Origin of the sequence: Streptomyces sp. NPDC086077, assembly GCF_040686175.1 — a bacterium.
GTDB lineage: Bacteria > Actinomycetota > Actinomycetes > Streptomycetales > Streptomycetaceae > Streptomyces.
This window is the reverse complement of sequence record NZ_JBFBJT010000138.1, coordinates 1-19,980: the sequence shown is the minus strand read 5'-3', so window position 1 is coordinate 19,980 and position 19,980 is coordinate 1. Positions and strand designations below refer to the sequence as shown.

Below are 19,980 nucleotides of genomic sequence, written 5' to 3'. Positions count from 1 at the left end.
TTTTTTGTGGTCGATTGACCGCCTTTCACCATTGGGTATCGGCGAACTGAGGGGGGTTGGGGCCGGTGCGCGCGGCGCGCCCGGCGGGGGCCGGCGCTGCGGCGCAGCAGCCGGCCCAGGGCAGCCCGGTCCTGGACGACATCCGTGCGCTGCTCGGCCTGGCGCACCTGGCCGAGGACGACGACCTCGTCATGGCCGGGGCGAACTCGCTCGACGTGATCCGGCTGGCGGCCCGGGTCGGCGCCCGGCTGGGCGCCCGCCTGACCGCCTCCGACGTCTACCGGCTGCGTACGGCGCGCGCCATCGCCGCCCACTGCGCGCAGGCGGCCCCCGGCGAGCAGCTGCCCGCCCCCGGCCCCGACCGCACGGCCCCCGTCCCGCTCTCCCGCGCCCAACAGCGCTTCTGGCTCGCGGAGATGAGCGCCCCGGGATCGGCGGACAACATGATCGTGCTGGCCTACGCACTCACCGGACCGCTCCGGCGTGACCTGCTTCAGGCGGCCCTGAACGACGTCGTCGTGGCCCATCCGGCGCTGCGCACCATCTACCCGTGGCTCGACGAGGCCCCCCAGCAGCAGGTGCTCGCACCCGCGGACGCGGCCCCCGTGCTGGAACATGTCACACCTCCCGGTGCCGAGGGGATGCGGGAGCTGGCCGAAGCGGTGACGGCCGACTGGTGGACGAGGCCGTTCTCGCTGGAGGACGAGGTCCCGCTGCGGGCCCGGCTGTGCCGCCTGGCCGAGGACCGGCACCTGCTCTGCCTCCACGTGCACCACATCGCCTTCGACGGATGGTCGGAGTCGGTGCTCGTCGACGAGCTGGCGCGCGCGTACGCGGCGCGGTCGGAGGGCCGGACGTACGAGGCGGCACCGGCGCTGTCGTACGGGGAGTTCAGTACCTGGGAAGCGACCCGCCTCGCGGACTGGGCCGGCCGCGATCTGCCCTTCTGGAAGGAGGCGCTGGCAGCGGTCCCGGCACCGTTCCTGCCCGCTCCCGCGCGGGCAGGCGCCGGCCCGGTGGCCCGGCTCGAACGGGTCCTGAAGGTCGACGCGCAGACCGTGCGGCGGCTTGAGCAGGCCGCCGCCCGCCGCGGCGGCCCTGCCCTGGCGGCGTTGCTCGCCGGCGCCACTCGCGCCCTGGCCCGCACCTTCGACGCCGGTGAGCTCGCGGTGGGCTCGGTGACCACGGGCCGCTTCGACCCGGCCCTGGAGCCGGTGGTCGGCTACTTCGTCAACCCGTTCGCCGTGGTGCTCTCGCCCACGCACGACGGCAGCGCCGAGGACCTCTTGGGCCAGGCGACCGCCCAAGTGGTGTCGCACCTCCAGCACGTACACACCCCGTTCGACGAGCTCGTCCGCGTCCTCGCGCCGCCCCGGGACCGTCACCCCTTCTTCCAGACCTGGGTCGTCCTTCAGGGGCTGCCCCCGCACGGCAGCCTCGGCGGTCACGTGGCACTCGAGCCGGTGCGGGTGCGTCCGCCCAGCACCGACATCGAGCTGATGCTGGAGGCCATCCCGGCTCCGGACGGCTCCTGGGACCTCGTCATGCTGTGGCGTGCGGACGGGATTCCCGCCGCCCTGGCGGAGGAGCTTCTGGCCGAGCTGCACACCGCACTCGGCGAGACCGCGGACTGCGCCTGAGGGAAGGACACGCATGCGGACACGGACCGCGGCCCCGGCCGCGCCGGAGTCCGTCTCCGCGCGGCCGCGGAAGGTCCGTACGTACGACGAACGCCTCGAATCCGGTGACCGCGTCGCCGCGCACGGCGCGTTCAACGGGGTGCTCCACGACGACCGGCAGAGCAGTCCGCGCCGCGCGGACTTCTTCCGCCTCGACGCGGACGGCCGGTTCGGCAGGCGCGACACATTCCTTCTCTTCCCGCTGGTCCGAGCCACCATCGACCGCGCGGGAGGACCGCAATCGAAAGGCCAGGGGGATCCATGAGCCCGAACACGACGCAGCGGTGGCTGCGCCGCTTCCACCCCTGCCCGGACGCCCCCGTCCAGCTCCTGTGCCTGCCCCACGCGGGCGGCTCCGCGAGCTTCTACTTCCCGTTCTCGCGGGCGCTCTCGGGCAGTGCCGAGGTGGTGTGCGTCCAGTACCCCGGCCGCCAGGAGCGCCACGACGAGCCCGGCATCACCGAGCTGCACACCCTGGCCGACCGGATCACCGAGGCCGTGGCGGAAGGGGCGGACGACCGGCCGCTGGCCCTGTTCGGGCACAGTATGGGCGCCATGCTGGCCTTCGAGGTCGCCGGCCGCCTTGAGGACGCGGGCACCACGGTCGCGACGCTCTTCGCCTCCGGGCGGCGGGCCCCCTCCCACCAGTGCCCCCCGCGGAACGTGCACGGCTTCACCGACGAGCAGCTGGTGGCCGAGCTCGCGGCACTGGACGGGACCGACGCCGAACTGCTGAGCGATCCGGACGTGCTGCGTATGATCCTTCCGGCGATCCGCAGCGACTACGAGGCGGTGGAGACCTACCGCTACCGACCGCGGCCGCCGTTGCGCTGCCCGGTCGTGGCGCTGGTCGGCGATCGTGATCCCCGCGTCGACCTCGACGAGGCCGCCGCCTGGGCGGACCACACCGCGCGGTCCTTCGCTCTCCAGGTGTTCTCCGGCGGCCACTTCTACCTGTCGGCCCAGCAGGCCGCGGTGGTCGGGCTGATGCGGCAGCACCTGACCGCGTCCACCCTGCTCGGCGCCGGCTGACCTTTCGTCCGCGGACACCGGCCGAGCCGGCCGGCGCGGAAAGAAGCCTGGTCCGCCACCTTTGCGGGTGGAGGACCAGGCTTCCCGTACGGTCGAGCGGGCCGGTTACGGCCTGACGCGGTACTCGAAGGTGTCGAGGGCCTTCGTCGCATGCTCCCGCAGCTCCTCCACGGAGTCCGCGGTGAGGGTGAGCGAGAGGAAGAAGTTCTCCTTGTTCAGCTGGGTCACCCGGTAACCGTCGGACAGGCGCACGCTGATGATGCCGGGCAGGGCGAGCAGGTCCGCCTCGGTGGTGACGGCCTCGACCGTGCCGATCTCCTCGGCCTCCAGCTCCACGTTGCCGAACATCGGCTGCTCGCGCATCGGTCCCAGCTCCTGCGGCGCGTACTCGCCCAGCGCCATGGAGACGACCGCCGCGATCACGTCGATGCCGTAGAGGGCCTGGATGGACGCGGGGATCCCCGTGTGAAAGCCGCCGGCCCGGGGGTTGATCTCAACGAGCTCGGTCCGGCCGTCCTGCGAGCTCCGGCCCTCGAAGTGCAGCCAGATCTGGTCGAGGCCCCGGTCGGCGCACAGCGTGTTGATCGCCTCGCACAGGGCGCGCACGCCCTCCCGCACGTGACTCTGCTGGGGCGGGTGGAACGAGAGGCCCGCGTCATGGTGCTTGGCGTCGTTGTGGTCGGCCTTCTCGATCGCGAGGAGCGGGTGGAAGCGGCCGTTCAGCACGGGACCGTCCACGGAGAACTCGGTGCCGGGCACGAACTCCTCGGCGATCAGTTCCACGCCGCCCGCCCCGGACTCCTCCAGGTGCTTCAGGTAGGCCAGCAGCTCGTCCCGGTCGTCCACCCGCTGGACCATGTACGAGGCCGCCGACTCCCGCGCGGGCTTGACGATGGCTGGGAAGAAGTCCACCGACCTCGGGTCGCCGGAGAACTTGATGTCGGACAGGCCCAGGGCACGCATGTGCTCCCGGACCAGGGTCTTGCTCGCCAGCACGGCACGGCTGGCACCGCCACCGGGAAGGTTGTAATGCGTGGTGAGCGCGATGCTCCACTCGATCAGCTTCTCGACCATGCTGACGACGGCGATCGGCTCGATGCCCCGCTCGCCGATCCGGGCCGTGAGGGCCGACAGCTCCTCGCTGTCCCAGTCGAACACGATGTGGTCGTCGCAGAGGCCGGCATGGGGATCGTCCGGCAGGTTGGAGACCAGCACCGGTCGCAGATCGCGAGCCCGGAGCTCCGCGACCGCGGCGGGCACGTTGCCGATGGCTATCCAGGAGAGGACGAGCACGGATTTCATGTCACGGGCCTCCGGAGGCTTTCGAAAAGGAAATTCTGATGACGCGCGGAAAACAATGCTGGCATGCGCGGAGGCCGGACCGAATAAGCGAGACGACTACGCAGGCCGAATCCGTCGTGTAGGGGTGAGCCTGGGAGGCGGCCTCACCACAGTTCGTGAACGCGGGGCCGCCCGGGAGTAATCGTCGCGCGTACCCGGTCGACCCTCGCGTAAGCCGGATCGTCGTGGTGGATGAGCCTGTCGCGGACGCGTGGAATGCGGGTGGGTTCGTAGGTTGCGTTTCCATGTGGTGGCTTGGATGTGCCGTCCGGTTGGTCGAGCACTTTCGCTACGGAGGTCCTGTGGTGATCGGAGTGGAGGCGTGATGCGGGTGGTGGTGGCCGGCGCGGCCGGCTATATCGGCGGGGAATTGTTGCGGCTGCTGATCGGTCACCCCGAGGTCGAGGTGGTGGGCGCGGTCTCCTCGCGTTTCCCCGGCAAGCGGGTCGACGGGGTGCACCCGAATCTGCGGGCCTCCACCGATCTGCTGTTCTGCTCCGCCGACGAGGTCGCCGAGTGCGATGCGGTCTTCCTGGCCCTGCCGCACAGGGCCGTGATGACCCAGATCGAGTACTGGACCCAGCGGGCCAAACTCGTCATCGACCTGACCGGTGACTTCCGCCTCAACGACACGAAGGTCTTCGCGCGCTACTACGGCAGTGAGCACCAGGCCCCGCATCTGCTGGACGCCTTCGTGCCCGGCCTGCCCGAACTGCACCGCGAGCGACTGCGCGGCGCGGACCTGATCAGCGTGCCCGGCTGCATGGCCACGGCTGGCGTCCTCGCCCTCCACCCGCTCGTCGCGCACGAACTGATCGACACGGAGGCGGGCGTCCAGCTCGACGCCCGCACCGGCTCAAGCGGCTCCGGTTCCACCGCCGGTCCGGCGAACCTGCACGCCGAACGCAGCGGCGCGATGCGCGTGTTCGCCCCCAACAGCCACCGCCACGAGGCGGAGATCTCCCAACACCTGGGAATCTCCGCGGCGATGACGGCCACCGGCGTAGAAGCCGTCCGCGGGGTCCAGACGATCGCTCACACCACCTTGCGCCCCGGCGTCGGCAAATCCGATCTCCGGCGGGCCTTTCGCGAGCAGTACGCCGAGGAACCCTTCGTACGTGTCGTCGCCCACCAGCGCGGCATCTTCCGCTACCCCGACCCGAAGATCCTTCTGGGATCCAACTACTGCGACGTCGGTTACGCCCTCGACGAGGACACCGGACGCCTGACCACCATCGGCGCCCTCGACAACCTGGTCAAGGGCGGTGCGGGCAACGCCGTCCAGTGTCTCAACATCCGCATGGGCTGGCCCGAGACCTTCGGCCTCACCTTCCCAGGCCTCCATCCCCTCTAGCCCTCGCCCACCGGAGAGACCGTGACCACCACACCACTCACCGTCGTCAAATGCGGCGGCAATCCGGCCGTCGACGCCGGGGGCATCTGTGCCGACATCGCCCGACTCGTCCATGAGGGGCACTCCATCGTCCTGGTCCACGGAGGCTCCGGAGAGATCAGGCGGCTCGCCAGGGAACTCGGCGTCCCGCAGCGGACCCTCGTCGCCCCGGACAACGTCTCCACGCGCTACACCGACCCGGCCACGCTCGACGTGGTCGTCCTCGCACTGACCGGCGCGGTCAAACCCAGACTGGTCGCGGAACTCGCCCGCCACGACGTGCCCGCGGTCGGACTCACCGGCATGGACGGCGGCATGCTCCGCGCCCGCCGCAAGTCCGTCATCCGCTCCGTCGTCGACGGCCGTACCGTGCTGATCCGCGACAACCACAGCGGCCGGATCACCACGGTCCGCACCGAGCTGCCCGAAGCGCTGCTGCGCCTCGGCTACGTCCCGGTGGTCTCGCCGCCCGCCATCGACGAGCACGACCACCCGGTCAACGTCGACGCCGACCGCGCCGCGGCGGCGCTCGCCGTCGCACTCGGCGCCGACCAGCTGCTGCTGCTCACCGGGGCACCCGGCGTACTCGCCGACCCCGACGACCCCACCAGCGTGCAGAGCACCCATCGCATATCCCCGACCGGCCCGCCCGACCGCTCCGCCACCGGCGGCATGGCGCTCAAGCTCATCGCCGCACGTGAGGCACTCACCGGCGGAGTCGGCACCGTACGCATCGCGGACGGACGCACCCCCGCCCCCGTCAGCCAGGCACTCGCAGGAGCCGGCACGACCGTGCGTGTCGCCCCTGCCGAGGAGCCGGTCCCCAGCACACGCGAAACGGAGATCCGCGCATGACCGAACCGAAGGGCAAACCAGCCGTGTGGCAGGGCGGCACGGTCTGGCTGACCGGGCTGCCGAGTGCGGGCAAGACCACGATCGCGGTGGGCCTCGCCGAGCGGCTGCGGGCCGAGGGGCACCGGGTGCAGGTGCTCGACGGTGACGAGATCCGTGCGGCGCTCTCGGCGGACCTGGGCTTCTCGAAGGAGGACCGGGACACCAACGTGCGCCGGATCGGCTACGTGTCCGGGCTGCTCGCCGCGCACGGTGTCACCGTGCTGGTGCCGGTCATCGCTCCCTACGCGATGTCACGGGAGGCCGTGCGGGACCAGCACGCCGCACAGGGCGTCCCCTATCTTGAGGTGCACGTGGCGACTCCGGTGGAGATCTGCGCGGACCGGGACGTGAAGAGCCTCTACGCCCAGCAGGCCGCGGGCGAGATCAGCGGCCTCACCGGCGCGGACGACCCCTACGAGGCGCCGGTCGCCCCCGACCTCCGTATCCACACGCAGGACCGGACCGTCGAGGAGTCGGTCCAGCAGGTGCACGCGGTGCTCACCGAGCGAGGTCTGTCATGACCGTGGTGACCCCGGCCGTGCTCACCGGCCCGCGGCACACTCCGGTGCCGCCCCGGATGACTCACCTCGAAGCGCTGGAAGCCGAGGCGGCCCATGTCTTCCGCGAGGTGGCGGGGGAGTTCGACCGGTCGACGCTGCTGTTCTCCGGCGGCAAGGACTCGATCGTCATGCTGCACGTGGCGCTCAAGGCGTTCGCCCCCGCGCCGCTGCCGTTCTCGCTGCTGCACGTGGACACCGGCCACAACTTCCCCGAGGTGATCGCCTACCGCGACCGCGTCGTGGAGCGGCACGGCCTCCACCTCGATGTGGCGTCCGTGCAGTCGTACATCGACGACGGAAGGCTCCGCGAGCGCCCCGACGGCACCCGCAATCCGCTGCAGACCGTGCCCCTGCTCGACGCGGTCCGTGCCGGCCGCTTCGGCGCGGTGTTCGGCGGCGGAAGGCGGGACGAGGAGAAGGCGCGTGCCAAGGAGCGGGTGTTCAGCCTGCGGGACGAGTTCGGCGGCTGGGACCCGCGCCGGCAGCGGCCCGAGCTGTGGCAGCTGTACAACGGCCACCACCAGCCGGGCGAGCACGTCCGGGTCTTCCCCCTGTCCAACTGGACCGAGCTGGACGTCTGGCAGTACATCGAGCGGGAAGACATCGAACTGCCGGAGATCTACTTCGCGCACCGGCGCCGGGTGTTCCGGCGCGACGGCATGTGGTTGGCGTCCGGCGCGTGGGGCGGCCCCCGGGACGGTGAGTCCCTGTGCGAGCGCCAGATCCGCTACCGGACGGTCGGCGACATGTCCTGCACCGGCGCGGTCGACTCCTCGGCCTCGACGGTGGGCGCCGTGATCGCGGAGATCGCGGCGAGCCGGGTCACCGAGCGCGGTGCGAGCAGGGCCGACGACCGGCTGTCCGAGGCCGCCATGGAGGACCGCAAGCGAGAAGGGTACTTCTAGATATGACAACGGGCGTCACGGACAAGGTCGTTCCGAGCGATGCGCCCGACCGGCTTCCGGGCGGCCTGCTGCGGCTGGCCACCTGCGGCTCGGTCGACGACGGCAAGTCCACCTTGGTCGGACGGCTGCTGTACGACACCAAGTCCGTTCTCGCCGACCAGGCGTCGGCCATCGAGGAGGCTTCGCGCAGGCGGGGCCAGGACAGGCCCGACCTGGCGCTGCTCACCGACGGCCTGCGGGCCGAGCGCGAGCAGGGCATCACCATCGACGTGGCCTACCGCTACTTCGCCACCGCCCGGCGCCGGTTCATCCTGGCCGACGCCCCCGGACACGTGCAGTACACCCGCAACATGGTGACCGGCGCCTCCACCGCCGACCTCGCCGTGGTCCTGGTCGACGCCCGCAACGGCGTCATCGAGCAGACCCGCAGGCACGCGGCGGTCGCCGCCCTGCTCCGCGTCCCGCACGTGGTGCTCGCCGTCAACAAGATGGACCTGGTGGCCTACCGGGAGACGGTCTTCGCCGCGATCGTCGAGGAATTCACGGCGTACGCGAGCGAGCTGGGCGTGCCCGAGATCACCGCCATCCCGATCTCGGCCCTGGCCGGCGACAACGTGGTGGAGCCGTCCGCCCATATGGACTGGTACGGCGGCCCGACCGTTCTGGAGCACCTGGAGACGGTCCCGGTCAGCCAGGACGTGACCGACTGCCACGCGCGCCTTCCCGTGCAGTACGTGATCCGCCCGCAGACCGCCGATCACCCCGACTACCGGGGCTTCGCCGGCCAGATCGCGGCCGGCACCCTCCGGGTCGGCGAGCCGGTGACCGTACTGCCTTCGGGCCGTACGTCCAAGGTCTCCGGTATCGACCTGCTCGGCCAGTCCGTGGACATGGCCTGGACGCCGCAGTCGGTCACCCTCCTCCTGGAGGACGACATCGACGTCTCCCGCGGCGATCTGATCGTGCCGACCGGTGACGCGCCCGCCACCACGCAGGACGTCGAGGCGACCGTCTGCCACGTCGCCGACCGACCCCTGGCGATCGGTCAGCGGGTGCTGCTCAAGCACACCACCCGCACCGTCAAGGCGATCGTCCAGGAGATCCCGTCCCGGCTCACCCTGGACGACCTCTCCGAGCACCCGGACCCCGGGCAGCTGGTCGCCAACGACATCGGCCGGATCAAGGTGCGCACCGCCGAGCCGCTCGCGCTCGACCCCTACGCCGTCTCGCGCCGCACCGGTTCGTTCCTCCTGATCGACCCGGCGGACGGCACCACGCTCGCGGCCTGCATGGCGGGCGACTCCTTCACCGCCGCCGAGGCCGCGGTCGCGATGGACGAGGAGGGGTGGGACTTCTGAGGGCCGTCGGCGTGCAGGCGGCCTTCCCGAAGGAGGACGGCCCCCTCGGCAGCGGACGGGGCGGAGCGGCGCGCTGCGCGCGATGACGTACGCGCACCGCTCGCGCGCCCGCCGGCCCCGCCCGCACCACCGGACCGAACGGACGCGCCACCGGGTCCATCCGCACCGCCGAAGACCTGCCGTCGTCCCGGCCGCGTCCCGGAGCCCAGTCTCCGACGGACGCGAGCACCGGGCCTCCGAGAGGACATCCTCCCGTGCCTGCCGGCCGCAAGCCCCGCACCACCCTGCGCCGCGGTGTCGCCGCTGCCGCCGCCCTGCCCCTGTTGTCCGGCGCGCTCGCCGCCTGCGGCTACGGCTCGCAAGCCAAGATGGACGACACGGCGGTCAAGGCCGTGCCGGTCGCCGCCGGCGCCCGGAAGCTCTCCGCCGACACCGTGCGGATCGGCTACTTCCCGAACCTGACGCACGCCACCCCGCTGGTCGGCGTCCAGGAGGGCCTGTTCCAGAAGGAGCTCGGCGGCACCACGGTGCGGACCGCCACCTTCAACGCCGGACCCTCCGAGATCGAGGCGCTCAACGCGGGCTCCATCGACATCGGCTGGATCGGCCCCTCGCCCGCCGTCAACGGCTTCACCAGGTCGGGCGGCAAGAGCCTGCGCATCATCGGCGGTTCGGCCTCCGGCGGCGTCAAGCTGGTCGTCAACCCGGACCGGATCACGTCCGTGGACGACCTCAAGGGCAAGAACATCGCGACCCCGCAGCTGGGCAACACCCAGGACGTGGCCTTCCTCGACTGGATCGACGAGAAGGGCTGGAAGGCCGACGCCCAGAGCGGCAAGGGCGACGTCGACGTCGCCCGCACCGACAACTCGATCACCCCGGAAGCCTACGCGTCCGGCTCCGTCGACGGCGCCTGGGTGCCGGAGCCGACCGCGTCCAGGCTGGTCTCCGACGGCGCGAAGGTCCTCCTCGACGAGTCCGACCTGTGGCCGGACCGGAAGTTCGTGGTCACCCACATCGTCGTGTCGCAGACGTTCCTCAAGGACCACCCGGACGTCGTCGAGGCGGTCCTGCGCGGCTCGGTGAAGACCAACGAGTGGATCAAGGCCGACCCGGACAGGGCGAAGACCTCCGTGAACGCCGCGCTGAAGGCACTCACGGGCAAGGAACTGCCCGCGAACGTCCTCGACCCGGCCTGGAAGTCGATCGAGACGACCGACGACCCGCTGGCCGCCACCCTCCGGGCGCAGGCCGACCATGCGGTGAAGGCCCACCTGTTCAGGAAGCTCGACCTGAACGGCATCTACGACCTCGCCCCGCTCAACAAGGTCCTCAAGGCCCTGGGCAGGCCCCGGGTCGCCGACGCCGGTCTCGGCGTCGAACAACCGCATCACAGGCCGGCTTCCCGGTGATCCCCGGGAACAGGCTTGCCAGGAGGTGAGGACCACATGATCACCGCTGTTGCCCAGGCCGCGGGCCGCACGGGCGAGGAGACCGAGTACGCCGCCCGGATCGGGCACGTCTCGAAGTCCTTCGCCGGGCCCGCCGGGCCCCAGCTCGTGCTGGACGACATCACGCTCGATGTCGCGCCGGGCGAGTTCGTCACGCTCCTGGGGGCCTCCGGGTGCGGCAAGTCGACGCTGCTCAACCTGGTGGCGGGCCTCGACCGGCCGACCGTGGGGACCATCGAGACGCCGGGCGGCCGGCCCGCGCTGATGTTCCAGGAGCACGCGCTGTTCCCGTGGCTCACCGCGGGCAAGAACATCGAACTGGCCCTGCGGCTGCGCGGCGTGGCCAAGGCCGACCGGCGCACCCGCGCCGAGGAACTGCTCGGACTGGTGCGGCTGAACGGGGCGTTCGGCAAGCGGGTGCACGAGCTGTCCGGGGGCATGCGCCAGCGCGTCGCGATGGCCCGCGCGCTCGCCCAGGACAGCCGGCTCCTTCTGATGGACGAGCCCTTCGCGGCGCTCGACGCCATCACCCGGGACGTCCTGCACGACGAGCTGACCCGCATCTGGCGCGAGGCGAACCTGTCCGTCCTGTTCGTCACGCACAACGTCCGCGAGGCCGTCCGGCTCGCCCAGCGGGTCGTGCTCCTCTCGTCCCGGCCGGGCCGGGTGGCCCGCGAGTGGACCGTGGACATCCCGCACCCGCGCCGCATCGAGGACTCCGAAGTCGCGGAGCTAGCCGTAGAGATCACCGGACAACTGCGTGGGGAGATCAGCCGCCATGGCCGGCACTGACATCAAGGCCGAGCCGCGGTCTCAGGACCTGGGCGGTCTCGAAGCGGGCCTGGACGCCCTCGACTCGGTGCGGACGCACCGCACCCCGGTGCGCGAGGTGCTCGTCAAGAAGGTCCTGCCGCCGCTGACCGCCGTGGCCCTGGTCCTCGCCGTCTGGCAGGGCCTGGTCCTGGCCGAGGTCGCCGAGCCCACCAAGCTGCCGTCGGCGTCGGCGGTGTGGAGCAGCCTGACCGACATGTGGCTGCAGGGCACCCTGCTCGACATCGTGTGGACCAGCGTCTCGCGCGGTCTGCTCGGCTTCCTGCTCGCCCTCGCCCTCGGCACGCCGCTCGGACTCCTGGTCGCCCGGGTGACGTTCATCCGTGCGGCGATCGGCCCGGTCCTGTCCGGCCTGCAGTCGCTGCCGTCGGTGGCCTGGGTGCCGCCGGCCGTCCTGTGGCTCGGCCTCGACAACGCGATGATGTACGCCGTGATCCTCCTCGGCGCCGTGCCCTCGATCGCCAACGGCCTCGTCTCGGGCGTCGACCAGGTGCCCCCGCTGTTCCTGCGGGCCGGCCGGACGCTGGGGGCGACGGGGCTGCGCGAGGCCTGGCACATCACGATGCCGGCAGCGCTGCCGGGCTACGTCGCGGGCCTCAAGCAGGGCTGGGCGTTCTCCTGGCGCTCCCTGATGGCCGCCGAGATCATCGCCTCCTCGCCCGATCTCGGCCTGGGGCTGGGCCAGTTGCTGGAGAACGGCCGCAACAACGCGGACATGCCCGGCATCTTCCTCGCGATCGTCCTCATCCTGATCGTCGGCATCGCCATCGACCTCCTGATCTTCAGCCCGGTGGAGCGCTGGGTGCTGCGCCGCCACGGCCTGCTGGTCAGGGGCTGAGGACGCCGCCGGGCGCGGACAGGACCTCCTGAGAACGGCCCTTGGCGGCCGCGACTGCCGCGCCCTGGTGCGGCGGATACGGTCCACGCTCCCCGGGCTGCGCGTGGGCGAAACCGTCCGGCACCTTCGCCCGAACGGGTGACCGGCCCCGCTCAGCTCTTCGGCTCGGACAGGACGCAGAATTCGTTGCCCTCCGGGTCGAAGAGGGTCACCCAGTGCTGTCCTTCCTGCACGGGGGCGGCGCGCCGGGCACCGAGGGAGACCAGCCGGGCGACCTCGGCCTCGTGGTCGTCGGGGCGGAAGTCGGGGTGGAGCCGGTTCTTCGCCGCCTTGCCCTCAGGGACGGGGACGAAGAGCAGCCCCGGCATCCGGTCCGGCTCAGGCCGGATCTCGATGATCTCCTCGGTTTTGTCGACCACGACCCAGCCGAGAGCCGCGGCCCACCACTGCCCGAGGGAGATGGGGTCGGAGGAGTCGACGGTGATCTGTTCCCATTCGAGTGCCATGGGCGTGAGCATAAACAGTCGGCCGGCTGCCGGGGCGCGGGGTGACTGCCGTCCACCCGTCGGTCTGGGGTGCGAACTGTGTCCCGCAGTGGCCGTTCGCGTGTCCGAACTCGCCGCCACCTCGCTGCCCAGCGGCGACACCGCGGATCAGCTGTCCGTAGCTGCTATGTCCGAGTGCGTCGGAAGGGCACGGTGAATGCGGAGCGTGCGGGAATTGGGGGAATTCACCGCGACGGCAGCGGCGTGACCGGTCGCCAGGGGCAGGTCGGTGAGGCGCCACCCCGGAAGGTCGCCGCGTACGTCGTCCGCCGCGAGGCCGCGGCCGAGGCCGGAGCCCAGGCCCTTGAGATAGGCCTCCTTGCGGGCCCAGAGGCGGGCGAAGGCCGCCGACCGGTCTTCCGGAGCCGCGGCCTCGACGTCCGCGCATTCCGACGGATGCAGCAGTGGCGCCAGCTGCTCCGCGACCTCGGGCTCCGGCACGGGCTCTGCGTCGATGCCGATCGCAACGGGTGCGACTCCGATCAGGACCAGGTCCCGGCTGTGGGAGAGGGAGAATTCCATGGAGGCCGACGTTGACGTCAGTACGGGCCGCCCGTGCGGCTCCCGACAGCACGGGCAGGGGGCGCGGGTGAAGCGAAGCGCGTCGGGTGCCACGCCGGTCAGGCCGGACAGGGCCGTACGGAGCGCCACGTGGGCAAACCCGTAGAGCGTACGGTCACGGCCGTGGATGAAGTCCGCCACGCGACGGCGTTCCCGCTCGTCCAGAACGGACAGGTTGAGCGAGGACTCCGTGACGCCGGCCGGAATCTGCAGCACCCATATGTGCACCTCGCTCATATCGCACGCTTCGGTGCCCATGCGGAGTGCTGTTGTTGTGCCCGTGAGGGGCATGCTTCCAGAAATGTCGGCAGCCGTTCTCTCCGTCGGTGTCTCGTGATCCCGTATGCGGTGCCTGAGGGACGTGCCGGCTCCGGGGCGGCGGACCCGGTCCTCAGGGGCCGGCTCTGAAGGCCTGCCGCTGGAGGACCGGGTCCTGCTGAGTCGTCGATCCGGAACCGGCTATTCGCCCCAGTCCTCTTCGACCTCCGGCGCGAGAGCGAGCATCGTGGGGTTCAGCGCCACGATCTCCAGTTCGCTGCGGCAGCCCACGCACTCCAGGATCTCGTTGAGCCGTACCGAAGAGCTGATCCGCACCTGCTCCTCGCACTCCGGGCAGGCCTGCCCGGTGGTCGCGGTCTCGGTCGTGGTCATGGTCATGAGACGTATTCCTTCCGATCGGTCCTCCCGGAGCGGGCCGTCGCGTCGAGGGCCGTACGGACCGCCCTCACGACCCGCTCCGCGGTGAGGTCGTAATGTGCGACGAGGTGTTCCTGGTTGCCCACCTCGTCGACGAACTTGTCGGGCATGCCGAGCCTCAGCACCCGTGTGGGCGCCTCCTCCGCCAGTGTCTCGGCCACCGCGCCGCCGAGGCCGCCGCTGCGCCAGTGCTCTTCCAGCGTCACCACGAGCGAGGCGGGCCGGGCCACGGCCACCAGGGTCTCCGTATCGAACGGGCACAGGGTGTGCATGTTCAGCACGGTGGCCCCGATGCCTTGTCCGGCGAGGACCTCCGCCGCCGCGAGGCAGGCGAGCACCGGGTAGGGGCCGCAGGCGGCGAGCACCACGTCGCCGCCCTGCCGAAGGGTCTGCGCCTGCCCGATGACGGGTGGCGGGGCCGTCACCGGCAGTGCCGGGGTCGGTTTGCGGCCGAGCCGGACGTAGAGCGGTCCGGCCACGTTCAGGCTCTGCTCGACGAACGCCTCGGTGGCGGCGGCGTCGGCAGGCACCACCACGGTCATTCCGGGCAGTACCCGCATCACGGCGAGGTCTTCCAGGGCCTGGTGCGTCGGTCCGAGGTGGCCCGCGGCGAGACCGCCGTGCGTGGCCATGATGCGGACGGGCAGCCCGTTGTAGGCGATGTCGATCTTGATCGCTTCCAGCGCCCGGGACGTGGCGAAGGCGGCCATCGTGTTGACGAACGGGATCCGCCCGCTCGCGGCCATCCCGGCAGCCATGCCCATCAGGTTGTGCTCGGCGATGCCGAGGTTGAGGTACTGGTCGCCGGCCGCCGCGGCGTAGTCGGCGTTGAACAGACCGGTGTCGGAGTCCAGGCACATCAGTTCGGGATATCGGTGCAGCAGAGGAAGCAGACGGTCCCGGTACGCCTCTCGGGTCGCGCGGCTCATCCGGTGGCCTCCATGGCGTGCAGTGCGCGGACCGCCCGGGCGTGATTGCGCGGCGACAGGCTCACGTAGTGACTGGCGCTGCGGCCGGCGAGGAACGGCAGGCCCTGGCCCTTGACCGTGCGAGCGATCAGGACGCTCGGTCTGCCCGGTTCCCACGGCGCGGCGTCGAGATGGTCCGCAAGTCCGTCCGGGTCATGGCCGTCCACGTCGCGGACCGCCCAGCCGAAACTCCGCCAGCGGTCGGCCAGCGGTTCCATCGGCGCGATGCCCTCGGTGGCGCCGGTCAGCTGAAGGCCGTTGCGGTCCACCACCGCCACCAGCCGGTCCAGGCGCAGCGACGCGGCCGCGATGGCCGCCTCCCACACCGAGCCCTCCTGGAGCTCGCCGTCGCCGAGCAGGACAAAGGTGCGCGCGTCACGGCCGGCGTACCGGGCGGCCAGCGCGAACCCGCAGCCCAGCGCGAGTCCGTGACCGAGCGAACCGGTCGGCATCTCCACACCGGGCACCGCGCGGACCGGATGGCCCATCAGCCTGCTGCCGGGGCGACCGTATCCGGCGAGTTCCCCGACCGGGAAGAAGCCCTTCTCGGCCAGCGTCGCGTAGAGACCGACGGCGGCGTGGCCCTTGCTGAGCAGGAAGCGGTCGCGACCCGGGTCGTCCGGCCGCCGCGGGTCCACGTTCAGCACCGAGAAGTACAGGGCCGCGAGGATGTCGGCGCTGGAGAACGCGCCGCCGAGGTGGCCGCCCTCGGGCCCCGCGCACATGTCGACGACGTGGGACCGGATGCGTGCGGCGACCGCGTCCAGGGTGTCCCGCTCCTGTGCCTGGAGGACGGTCATGAGGCCGCCTTCGCGAGCGTGGCCACCATGTCCCTGTTCGCCCACACCTTCTCGAAGGCGTCGGCGTACAGGCCGAGCAGTTCGCCGGCGCCCGGGTGTAGATGGCGCTTCTGCACCGTGAGCGAGTCGGCGATGACCGCCCGGGTCACCGGGTAGTCCTCACCTGCGGTCGTGCCGGGCGCGCCGGTCACGGACCACGGGTAGCCGGAACCGAAGCCGACGCGGTCCGAGAAGACCTTCTGGTCGGGCAGCGGCATCAGCTGGTACTGCGACATCGGCACCCCCTCGGCGCGCAGCAGCCGCCGCAGCGCCGAGCGCAGCGCCTCGGGCCGCACACCGTCGAGGCCGAACGCGGCAGGGTCGAAGCGGAAGCGCAGGATGTGCCAGGCGTGGGTGGTGCCCGGCAGCGCGGTCGGCACCGTCAGGCCCGGCAGCTCGGCCAGGCGCGCGAGGAAGCCGGTGACGTTCTCCTGCCGGGCCCGCTCGTAGGTGTCGAACCGGTCGAGCTGCGCGAGGGTGAACGCGGCCTGGAGGGCGTTCATCTTGTAGTTCCAGCCCAAGCCGTACGAGATGTAGTCGCGGTCCCGGCCGGCCTCGATGTCCTCGCCGAACTGCCGTCCGCGGCGCATCCTGGCGGCCAGTCCGGCGTCCTGGGTGACCAGCAGGCCGCCCTCGCCGCAGGTCGGGATGTTCTTGCTGACCTGGAGGCTGAAGGCGCCCGCCTCACCGATCGCGCCGACCGGGCGTCCGCGGTGAGTCGCGCCGGGAGCCTGGGCGGCGTCCTCGACGATCGCGAGGTCGTACCTGCGGGCGATCGCGGTCAGCCGGTCCATGTCGGCGGGCGCGCCGTGCAGATGCACGGGGATGATCGCCTTGGTCCTGGGGGTGATTCGGCGCTCGACATCGTCCGGGTCGATGTTGAAGGTGACCGGGTCTACGTCGGCGAAGACCGGCACCGCCATCTGGTGCACGGGGGCGAGCCCGGTGGCGATGAAGCTGAACGCGGGCACGATCACCTCGTCGCCGGGACCGATGCCCAGCGCGGCAAGGGCGAGGGCCAGGGCCGCCGTGCCGTTGGACACCGCGACGCAGGCCTCGTGGCCGAAGCGGCGGGCCCAGTACTCCTCAAGTCGGGCCACCGCGTTCACACCGTCGGTGTCGGACACCAGGCGCGGGCCGTCGAGTGCGTCGAGGACGGCCTTGCGGTCCTCGTCCTCGATCAGCGGCCACTGCACATGGCGCCGGTCCCTCGGCACGGTCGCCGTACCGCCGAACGCTGCCAGCTTGCTCATCACTCTCCAGTCCGCTCAGTCACGGAGGTCGGTCCGGTTACGTTCACAGCCGCGCCGCCGCCGCGACGACAGCGTCGACCGCGCGCGCGTAGGCGGCGCGCAGCAGCGTGGCATGGTGCGCGATGTCGGGCGCGGCCGCACGCGGGTCGCCGTGGCCGTGCGCGCCGGTGAACCGCAGCCCGGTCCACGCGTGAGCGACGGTCTCGACCGCGCGGCCCGCCCCGGCGAGCACCGCGTCGTCCCAGTCGCGGCCGCAGCGGCGCAGCAGTTCGCCGTGGAGCGAGGCCTGCGCCTGCATGGCCCAGCCGAACGGGTACAGCTCGCGCAGCGCGCCCGCGTCCCCCGCCCGGCACCGCTCCACCAGATCCCCGACGAACGCGTCGTAGCCGGCGAGCCCGGTACGGGCGGAGGTCTCCGTGGTGAAGCCCTCGATGTCGGTGCGCAGATAGCCGCCCAGCAACTCCGGTGTCAGAGGCGCCGGTTGCGCGCCGAGGCTGACATCGAGGCAGCGCCGGCCGATCTCCGAGTCGCTGAAGAAGGCATCCTGCACGTCGGTCGGATTGGCCGAGCCCCAGCTGCGCAGGAACTCCTCGATGGGCACGGCGCCACGGAAGGCGGGCGGCATCGCGTCCGAGACATAGACCACGCCACGCGTCTCGTCCAGGCCGTAGATCACCACGAGGTGCGCGGCGTGCACATCCCCGTACGCGGGCCTGAAGGGCAGGTGGAAATTGTCCACGGCGGCGATGACGAGCCGGTCGTCGGCCAGCCGCTCGCGCACCTCGCGCCACACGTCACCCTCGTCGGCGGGCTGCCACCAGCGGGCACTCAGGTCGTGGTGCGGGGCAAGGGCGCGGCCCAACTGCCCTTCGGCACAGGGGTAGTAGAACTCCTCGGACCTGACGTCGCCCGGCAGGTGCAGGAACTGCCACCCCGCGCCGAGTACGGCCAGCGGGTCGGCTCCCTCGCGAGCCAGCATCGAACCGCACGTGGCCTGCAGGCAGCTGATGAGGTCGCGATACCAGAGCTCGGGCTCAGGACCGGTGATCGTGTATGTGCGTGCTGTCGCCTCGACGGTCATGTCAGGACTCCGTCCGCTGCAGGGTGAGGGCGAAGACATGCACCGCGACGTTGCGGGGCAGCAGGATGCCGGTGAGGCCGGTGCGCCGGGTGACCGGGACCCGCTGGGCCCACATGACCGCGGGGATGCCGCGCTGCACGTGGTGCGGATAGTGCATGACGAGGCTCTCGAAGGCCTTGATCTCGCCGAACCACGCGGGCGCCGCCCAGAAGTCGGAGACCCGGAGCGCTTCCGCGTCGACCGAGCCGTCGGCGAAGTTCAGCTGGACGGTGTCCTCGCTGCGACGCTCGGACGCGGCCAGCACATGGATCCAGTCGTAATGGCCCTCCGGGACGCGGATGAACTGGCCGGCGCAGCGGACGTTGTCCGGTCCTTCGCAGACCGGGGGGAACTGGAAGGGTACGCCGTCCACGTGGACGAGACTTCCGCCCGCGGGCAGGTATTCGGCGGCGAAGGAGTTCCTCCACACATTGAATTCGCCTGTTTTTGTCTCCGTCGCCGCGGAAACGGCCGTGTTGTTGCGATGACCGGAGATATCGACTGTGTCGCACAGTCCGCTTCTGGCGGGGAGCGCCGAAGCTTCCATCACGTCGCACGCGTCACGGAACACCTTTTTTGGATGCCATGCACTTCTGGTGGAGGGTACCGAATTCTGCGTCAAGTTCCCCGCCTCACTAAGAACCATCTCAAGTCTCAACAGTCCAGGGGTACCGAGGGCTGGGCCGTCGGTCATTCTTTCTGCCCGCGCCCCGATGACCTTGCATGCCTGAATCGCCGCTCTGTTCACGTGCCGGATGATCATTCCGATCATTCCTGGCGGGACGCTCATGGTCGCAGCGCGGCAGCACGCAGCTTTTCGTAGTACGGCATGTGATAGTCGCGGTAGGCCCTCAGTTTCGGGTCCGCCGCGACGGACTCGGCCGTCGCGCCCGAGCTGCGCTCGAAGCCGGCGGTCCGGCTGGTCGATTGGTGCCACTTACTGGTCGAGTGCCACTCCGAGCGCATTCCCGGCTGCCAGTTCAGCGCCTCCGGGACGAAGGGGATGCCGACCGCCTCGCAGTACATGCGCACGGTCTCGGCCGGGCGGTCGAGCAGATCGTCGGAGTCGATCACGACCGGCGTGGTTCCGGTGGCGGCCTGCACCGCGGTGAAGATCTCGTACAGCCACGCGAAGCCGATCTCGTCGCGGCCGAGGTCCGGGTTCAGCTTGTGGTGCGAGGCGATGGCCTCGGCCGGATCGCGAATGATGAACGTGTGGGTCGCGGCCGCGAGGAACTCCTCGTCGGCGAGGAGCGCCGGGTAGTGGAAGTCCGTCGTGTCCTTGAAGAACACCGGCTTGGACACGGCGATCGCGCGCAGCGCCGTGAGCACGCCCTGCTCGTCGTGCGCGATCCGGTCACCGACCTCCACCTCACCGAAGTCGACCACCCGGGAGAGCGGTTCGTGCACGACGGCATGGTCGTCGCGCTCGGCCATCATCCGCGCGAACGCGGTGGACCGGCAGCGCGGCGCGCTCCACAAAGCGAGTACCGGGATCCTCTCCGGTGTGCGTCCCACGATTTCCCCCTTCACTCCGGTGTGCCGTGAACTCTTCCGGCGGATTCCGGAATCCGGACCAGCGTGACACGGCATGGACGGGCACCGGGTAATCGGAGCTTGTAGCCGTACGGGGGTGGGTCAGCGGGGTGTGTCCTGGTGATTGAACTTGTTGCGGACGCTCGGGGGGTCGGTGTGCTCGTAGCTTCTTTTCCATGC

21 protein-coding genes are annotated in these 19,980 nt (G+C 71.0%); 11 read left to right on the top strand and 10 right to left on the bottom strand.

Features of this window, described 5'->3' with window-relative positions; all coding sequences use genetic code 11:
* Window positions 1-65 precede the first annotated feature (65 nt).
* The 3 genes from AB0O67_RS29685 to AB0O67_RS29675 are packed head-to-tail and all read left to right on the top strand — an operon-like array spanning window position 66 to window position 2,711.
* Window positions 66-1,640 (top strand): condensation domain-containing protein, encoded by a 1,575-nt coding sequence (locus AB0O67_RS29685; RefSeq protein ID WP_365456531.1) that lies wholly within the window; start codon window positions 66-68, stop codon window positions 1,638-1,640.
* A 13-nt stretch (window positions 1,641-1,653) separates the two neighbouring features.
* Window positions 1,654-1,944, top strand: coding sequence for a hypothetical protein (locus AB0O67_RS29680; RefSeq protein WP_365456528.1), 291 nt, complete (start codon window positions 1,654-1,656; stop codon window positions 1,942-1,944).
* Window positions 1,941-2,711 (top strand): alpha/beta fold hydrolase, encoded by a 771-nt coding sequence (locus AB0O67_RS29675; RefSeq protein ID WP_365456526.1) that lies wholly within the window; start codon window positions 1,941-1,943, stop codon window positions 2,709-2,711. Before AB0O67_RS29680 ends, AB0O67_RS29675 begins: the two co-directional genes overlap by 4 nt.
* Before the next feature lie 105 nt (window positions 2,712-2,816).
* Here AB0O67_RS29675 and AB0O67_RS29670 read toward each other — a convergent pair whose 3' ends face one another.
* A complete protein-coding gene (locus tag AB0O67_RS29670; RefSeq protein ID WP_365456523.1) occupies window positions 2,817-4,013 on the bottom strand; it encodes an ATP-grasp domain-containing protein in 1,197 nt (398 codons plus the stop codon).
* 364 nt (window positions 4,014-4,377) lie between these two features.
* Here AB0O67_RS29670 and argC point away from each other — a divergent pair, with 364 nt between their 5' ends.
* The 8 genes from argC (at window position 4,378) to AB0O67_RS29630 (ending at window position 12,282) form a co-directional block, all read left to right on the top strand.
* The gene (gene argC, locus AB0O67_RS29665) at window positions 4,378-5,406 is read left to right on the top strand and encodes an N-acetyl-gamma-glutamyl-phosphate reductase (RefSeq protein WP_365456520.1); all 1,029 of its coding nucleotides are present in this window, start codon (window positions 4,378-4,380) and stop codon (window positions 5,404-5,406) included.
* A 21-nt stretch (window positions 5,407-5,427) separates the two neighbouring features.
* Complete coding sequence (locus tag AB0O67_RS29660) at window positions 5,428-6,300, top strand: [LysW]-aminoadipate kinase (RefSeq protein ID WP_365456517.1); 873 nt, start codon at window positions 5,428-5,430, stop codon at window positions 6,298-6,300.
* Window positions 6,297-6,860 (top strand): adenylyl-sulfate kinase, encoded by a 564-nt coding sequence (cysC, locus tag AB0O67_RS29655; RefSeq protein WP_365456514.1) that lies wholly within the window; start codon window positions 6,297-6,299, stop codon window positions 6,858-6,860. Before AB0O67_RS29660 ends, cysC begins: the two co-directional genes overlap by 4 nt.
* The gene (gene cysD, locus AB0O67_RS29650; protein ID WP_365456511.1) at window positions 6,857-7,804 is read left to right on the top strand and encodes a sulfate adenylyltransferase subunit CysD; all 948 of its coding nucleotides are present in this window, start codon (window positions 6,857-6,859) and stop codon (window positions 7,802-7,804) included. The genes cysC and cysD overlap by 4 nt, the downstream gene beginning before the upstream one ends.
* A 2-nt stretch (window positions 7,805-7,806) precedes the next feature.
* Entirely contained in the window at window positions 7,807-9,162 is a 1,356-nt protein-coding gene (locus AB0O67_RS29645) for a GTP-binding protein (RefSeq protein WP_365456508.1), read from the top strand.
* A gap of 254 nt (window positions 9,163-9,416) precedes the next feature.
* Window positions 9,417-10,574, top strand: a complete 1,158-nt coding sequence (locus AB0O67_RS29640; protein WP_365456505.1) for an aliphatic sulfonate ABC transporter substrate-binding protein — start codon at window positions 9,417-9,419, stop codon at window positions 10,572-10,574.
* Between the two features lie 36 nt (window positions 10,575-10,610).
* A complete protein-coding gene (locus AB0O67_RS29635) occupies window positions 10,611-11,405 on the top strand; it encodes an ABC transporter ATP-binding protein (RefSeq protein WP_365456502.1) in 795 nt (264 codons plus the stop codon).
* On the top strand, window positions 11,392-12,282 hold the full coding sequence (locus tag AB0O67_RS29630) for an ABC transporter permease (protein WP_365456499.1): 891 nt from the start codon (window positions 11,392-11,394) through the stop codon (window positions 12,280-12,282). Before AB0O67_RS29635 ends, AB0O67_RS29630 begins: the two co-directional genes overlap by 14 nt.
* Before the next feature lie 152 nt (window positions 12,283-12,434).
* Here AB0O67_RS29630 and AB0O67_RS29625 read toward each other — a convergent pair whose 3' ends face one another.
* The 9 genes from AB0O67_RS29625 to AB0O67_RS29585 all read right to left on the bottom strand — a co-directional run bounded on the left by AB0O67_RS29625 (window position 12,435) and on the right by AB0O67_RS29585 (window position 19,782).
* The gene (locus AB0O67_RS29625; RefSeq protein ID WP_365456496.1) at window positions 12,435-12,788 is read right to left on the bottom strand and encodes a VOC family protein; all 354 of its coding nucleotides are present in this window, start codon (window positions 12,786-12,788) and stop codon (window positions 12,435-12,437) included.
* Between the two features lie 147 nt (window positions 12,789-12,935).
* Window positions 12,936-13,646: a 4'-phosphopantetheinyl transferase superfamily protein gene (locus tag AB0O67_RS29620; RefSeq protein ID WP_365456493.1), complete on the bottom strand. Its 711-nt coding sequence runs from the start codon at window positions 13,644-13,646 to the stop codon at window positions 12,936-12,938.
* Between the two features lie 201 nt (window positions 13,647-13,847).
* Complete coding sequence (locus AB0O67_RS29615; RefSeq protein WP_365456490.1) at window positions 13,848-14,045, bottom strand: lysine biosynthesis protein LysW; 198 nt, start codon at window positions 14,043-14,045, stop codon at window positions 13,848-13,850.
* Entirely contained in the window at window positions 14,042-15,013 is a 972-nt protein-coding gene (locus AB0O67_RS29610; protein ID WP_365456487.1) for a transketolase C-terminal domain-containing protein, read from the bottom strand. Before AB0O67_RS29610 ends, AB0O67_RS29615 begins: the two co-directional genes overlap by 4 nt.
* Entirely contained in the window at window positions 15,010-15,852 is an 843-nt protein-coding gene (locus tag AB0O67_RS29605) for a transketolase (RefSeq protein ID WP_365456484.1), read from the bottom strand. The genes AB0O67_RS29610 and AB0O67_RS29605 overlap by 4 nt, the downstream gene beginning before the upstream one ends.
* The gene (locus AB0O67_RS29600; RefSeq protein ID WP_365456481.1) at window positions 15,849-17,144 is read right to left on the bottom strand and encodes a DegT/DnrJ/EryC1/StrS family aminotransferase; all 1,296 of its coding nucleotides are present in this window, start codon (window positions 17,142-17,144) and stop codon (window positions 15,849-15,851) included. Before AB0O67_RS29600 ends, AB0O67_RS29605 begins: the two co-directional genes overlap by 4 nt.
* A 43-nt stretch (window positions 17,145-17,187) precedes the next feature.
* Window positions 17,188-18,225, bottom strand: a complete 1,038-nt coding sequence (locus AB0O67_RS29595) for a BtrH N-terminal domain-containing protein (RefSeq protein ID WP_365456478.1) — start codon at window positions 18,223-18,225, stop codon at window positions 17,188-17,190.
* Between the two features lies 1 nt (window position 18,226).
* A complete protein-coding gene (locus tag AB0O67_RS29590) occupies window positions 18,227-18,637 on the bottom strand; it encodes a hypothetical protein (RefSeq protein ID WP_365456475.1) in 411 nt (136 codons plus the stop codon).
* Window positions 18,638-19,050: 413 nt separating this feature from the next.
* Complete coding sequence (locus tag AB0O67_RS29585) at window positions 19,051-19,782, bottom strand: sulfotransferase family protein (protein ID WP_365456472.1); 732 nt, start codon at window positions 19,780-19,782, stop codon at window positions 19,051-19,053.
* Between the last annotated feature and the right edge of the window lie 198 nt (window positions 19,783-19,980).

Excerpts from the sequence above, each read along its gene's own strand:
- AB0O67_RS29680 (WP_365456528.1), top strand. The coding sequence starts at position 1,654 with ATGCGGACACGGACCGCGGCCCCGGCCGCGCCGGAGTCCGTCTCCGCG.
- AB0O67_RS29675 (WP_365456526.1), top strand. The coding sequence starts at position 1,941 with ATGAGCCCGAACACGACGCAGCGGTGGCTGCGCCGCTTCCACCCCTGC.
- AB0O67_RS29670 (WP_365456523.1), bottom strand. The coding sequence starts at position 4,013 with ATGAAATCCGTGCTCGTCCTCTCCTGGATAGCCATCGGCAACGTGCCC.
- argC (WP_365456520.1), top strand. The coding sequence starts at position 4,378 with ATGCGGGTGGTGGTGGCCGGCGCGGCCGGCTATATCGGCGGGGAATTG.
- cysC (WP_365456514.1), top strand. The coding sequence starts at position 6,297 with ATGACCGAACCGAAGGGCAAACCAGCCGTGTGGCAGGGCGGCACGGTC.
- cysD (WP_365456511.1), top strand. The coding sequence starts at position 6,857 with ATGACCGTGGTGACCCCGGCCGTGCTCACCGGCCCGCGGCACACTCCG.
- AB0O67_RS29645 (WP_365456508.1), top strand. The coding sequence starts at position 7,807 with ATGACAACGGGCGTCACGGACAAGGTCGTTCCGAGCGATGCGCCCGAC.
- AB0O67_RS29635 (WP_365456502.1), top strand. The coding sequence starts at position 10,611 with ATGATCACCGCTGTTGCCCAGGCCGCGGGCCGCACGGGCGAGGAGACC.
- AB0O67_RS29630 (WP_365456499.1), top strand. The coding sequence starts at position 11,392 with ATGGCCGGCACTGACATCAAGGCCGAGCCGCGGTCTCAGGACCTGGGC.
- AB0O67_RS29625 (WP_365456496.1), bottom strand. The coding sequence starts at position 12,788 with ATGGCACTCGAATGGGAACAGATCACCGTCGACTCCTCCGACCCCATC.
- AB0O67_RS29620 (WP_365456493.1), bottom strand. The coding sequence starts at position 13,646 with ATGGGCACCGAAGCGTGCGATATGAGCGAGGTGCACATATGGGTGCTG.
- AB0O67_RS29615 (WP_365456490.1), bottom strand. The coding sequence starts at position 14,045 with ATGACCATGACCACGACCGAGACCGCGACCACCGGGCAGGCCTGCCCG.
- AB0O67_RS29610 (WP_365456487.1), bottom strand. The coding sequence starts at position 15,013 with ATGAGCCGCGCGACCCGAGAGGCGTACCGGGACCGTCTGCTTCCTCTG.
- AB0O67_RS29605 (WP_365456484.1), bottom strand. The coding sequence starts at position 15,852 with ATGACCGTCCTCCAGGCACAGGAGCGGGACACCCTGGACGCGGTCGCC.
- AB0O67_RS29600 (WP_365456481.1), bottom strand. The coding sequence starts at position 17,144 with ATGAGCAAGCTGGCAGCGTTCGGCGGTACGGCGACCGTGCCGAGGGAC.
- AB0O67_RS29595 (WP_365456478.1), bottom strand. The coding sequence starts at position 18,225 with ATGACCGTCGAGGCGACAGCACGCACATACACGATCACCGGTCCTGAG.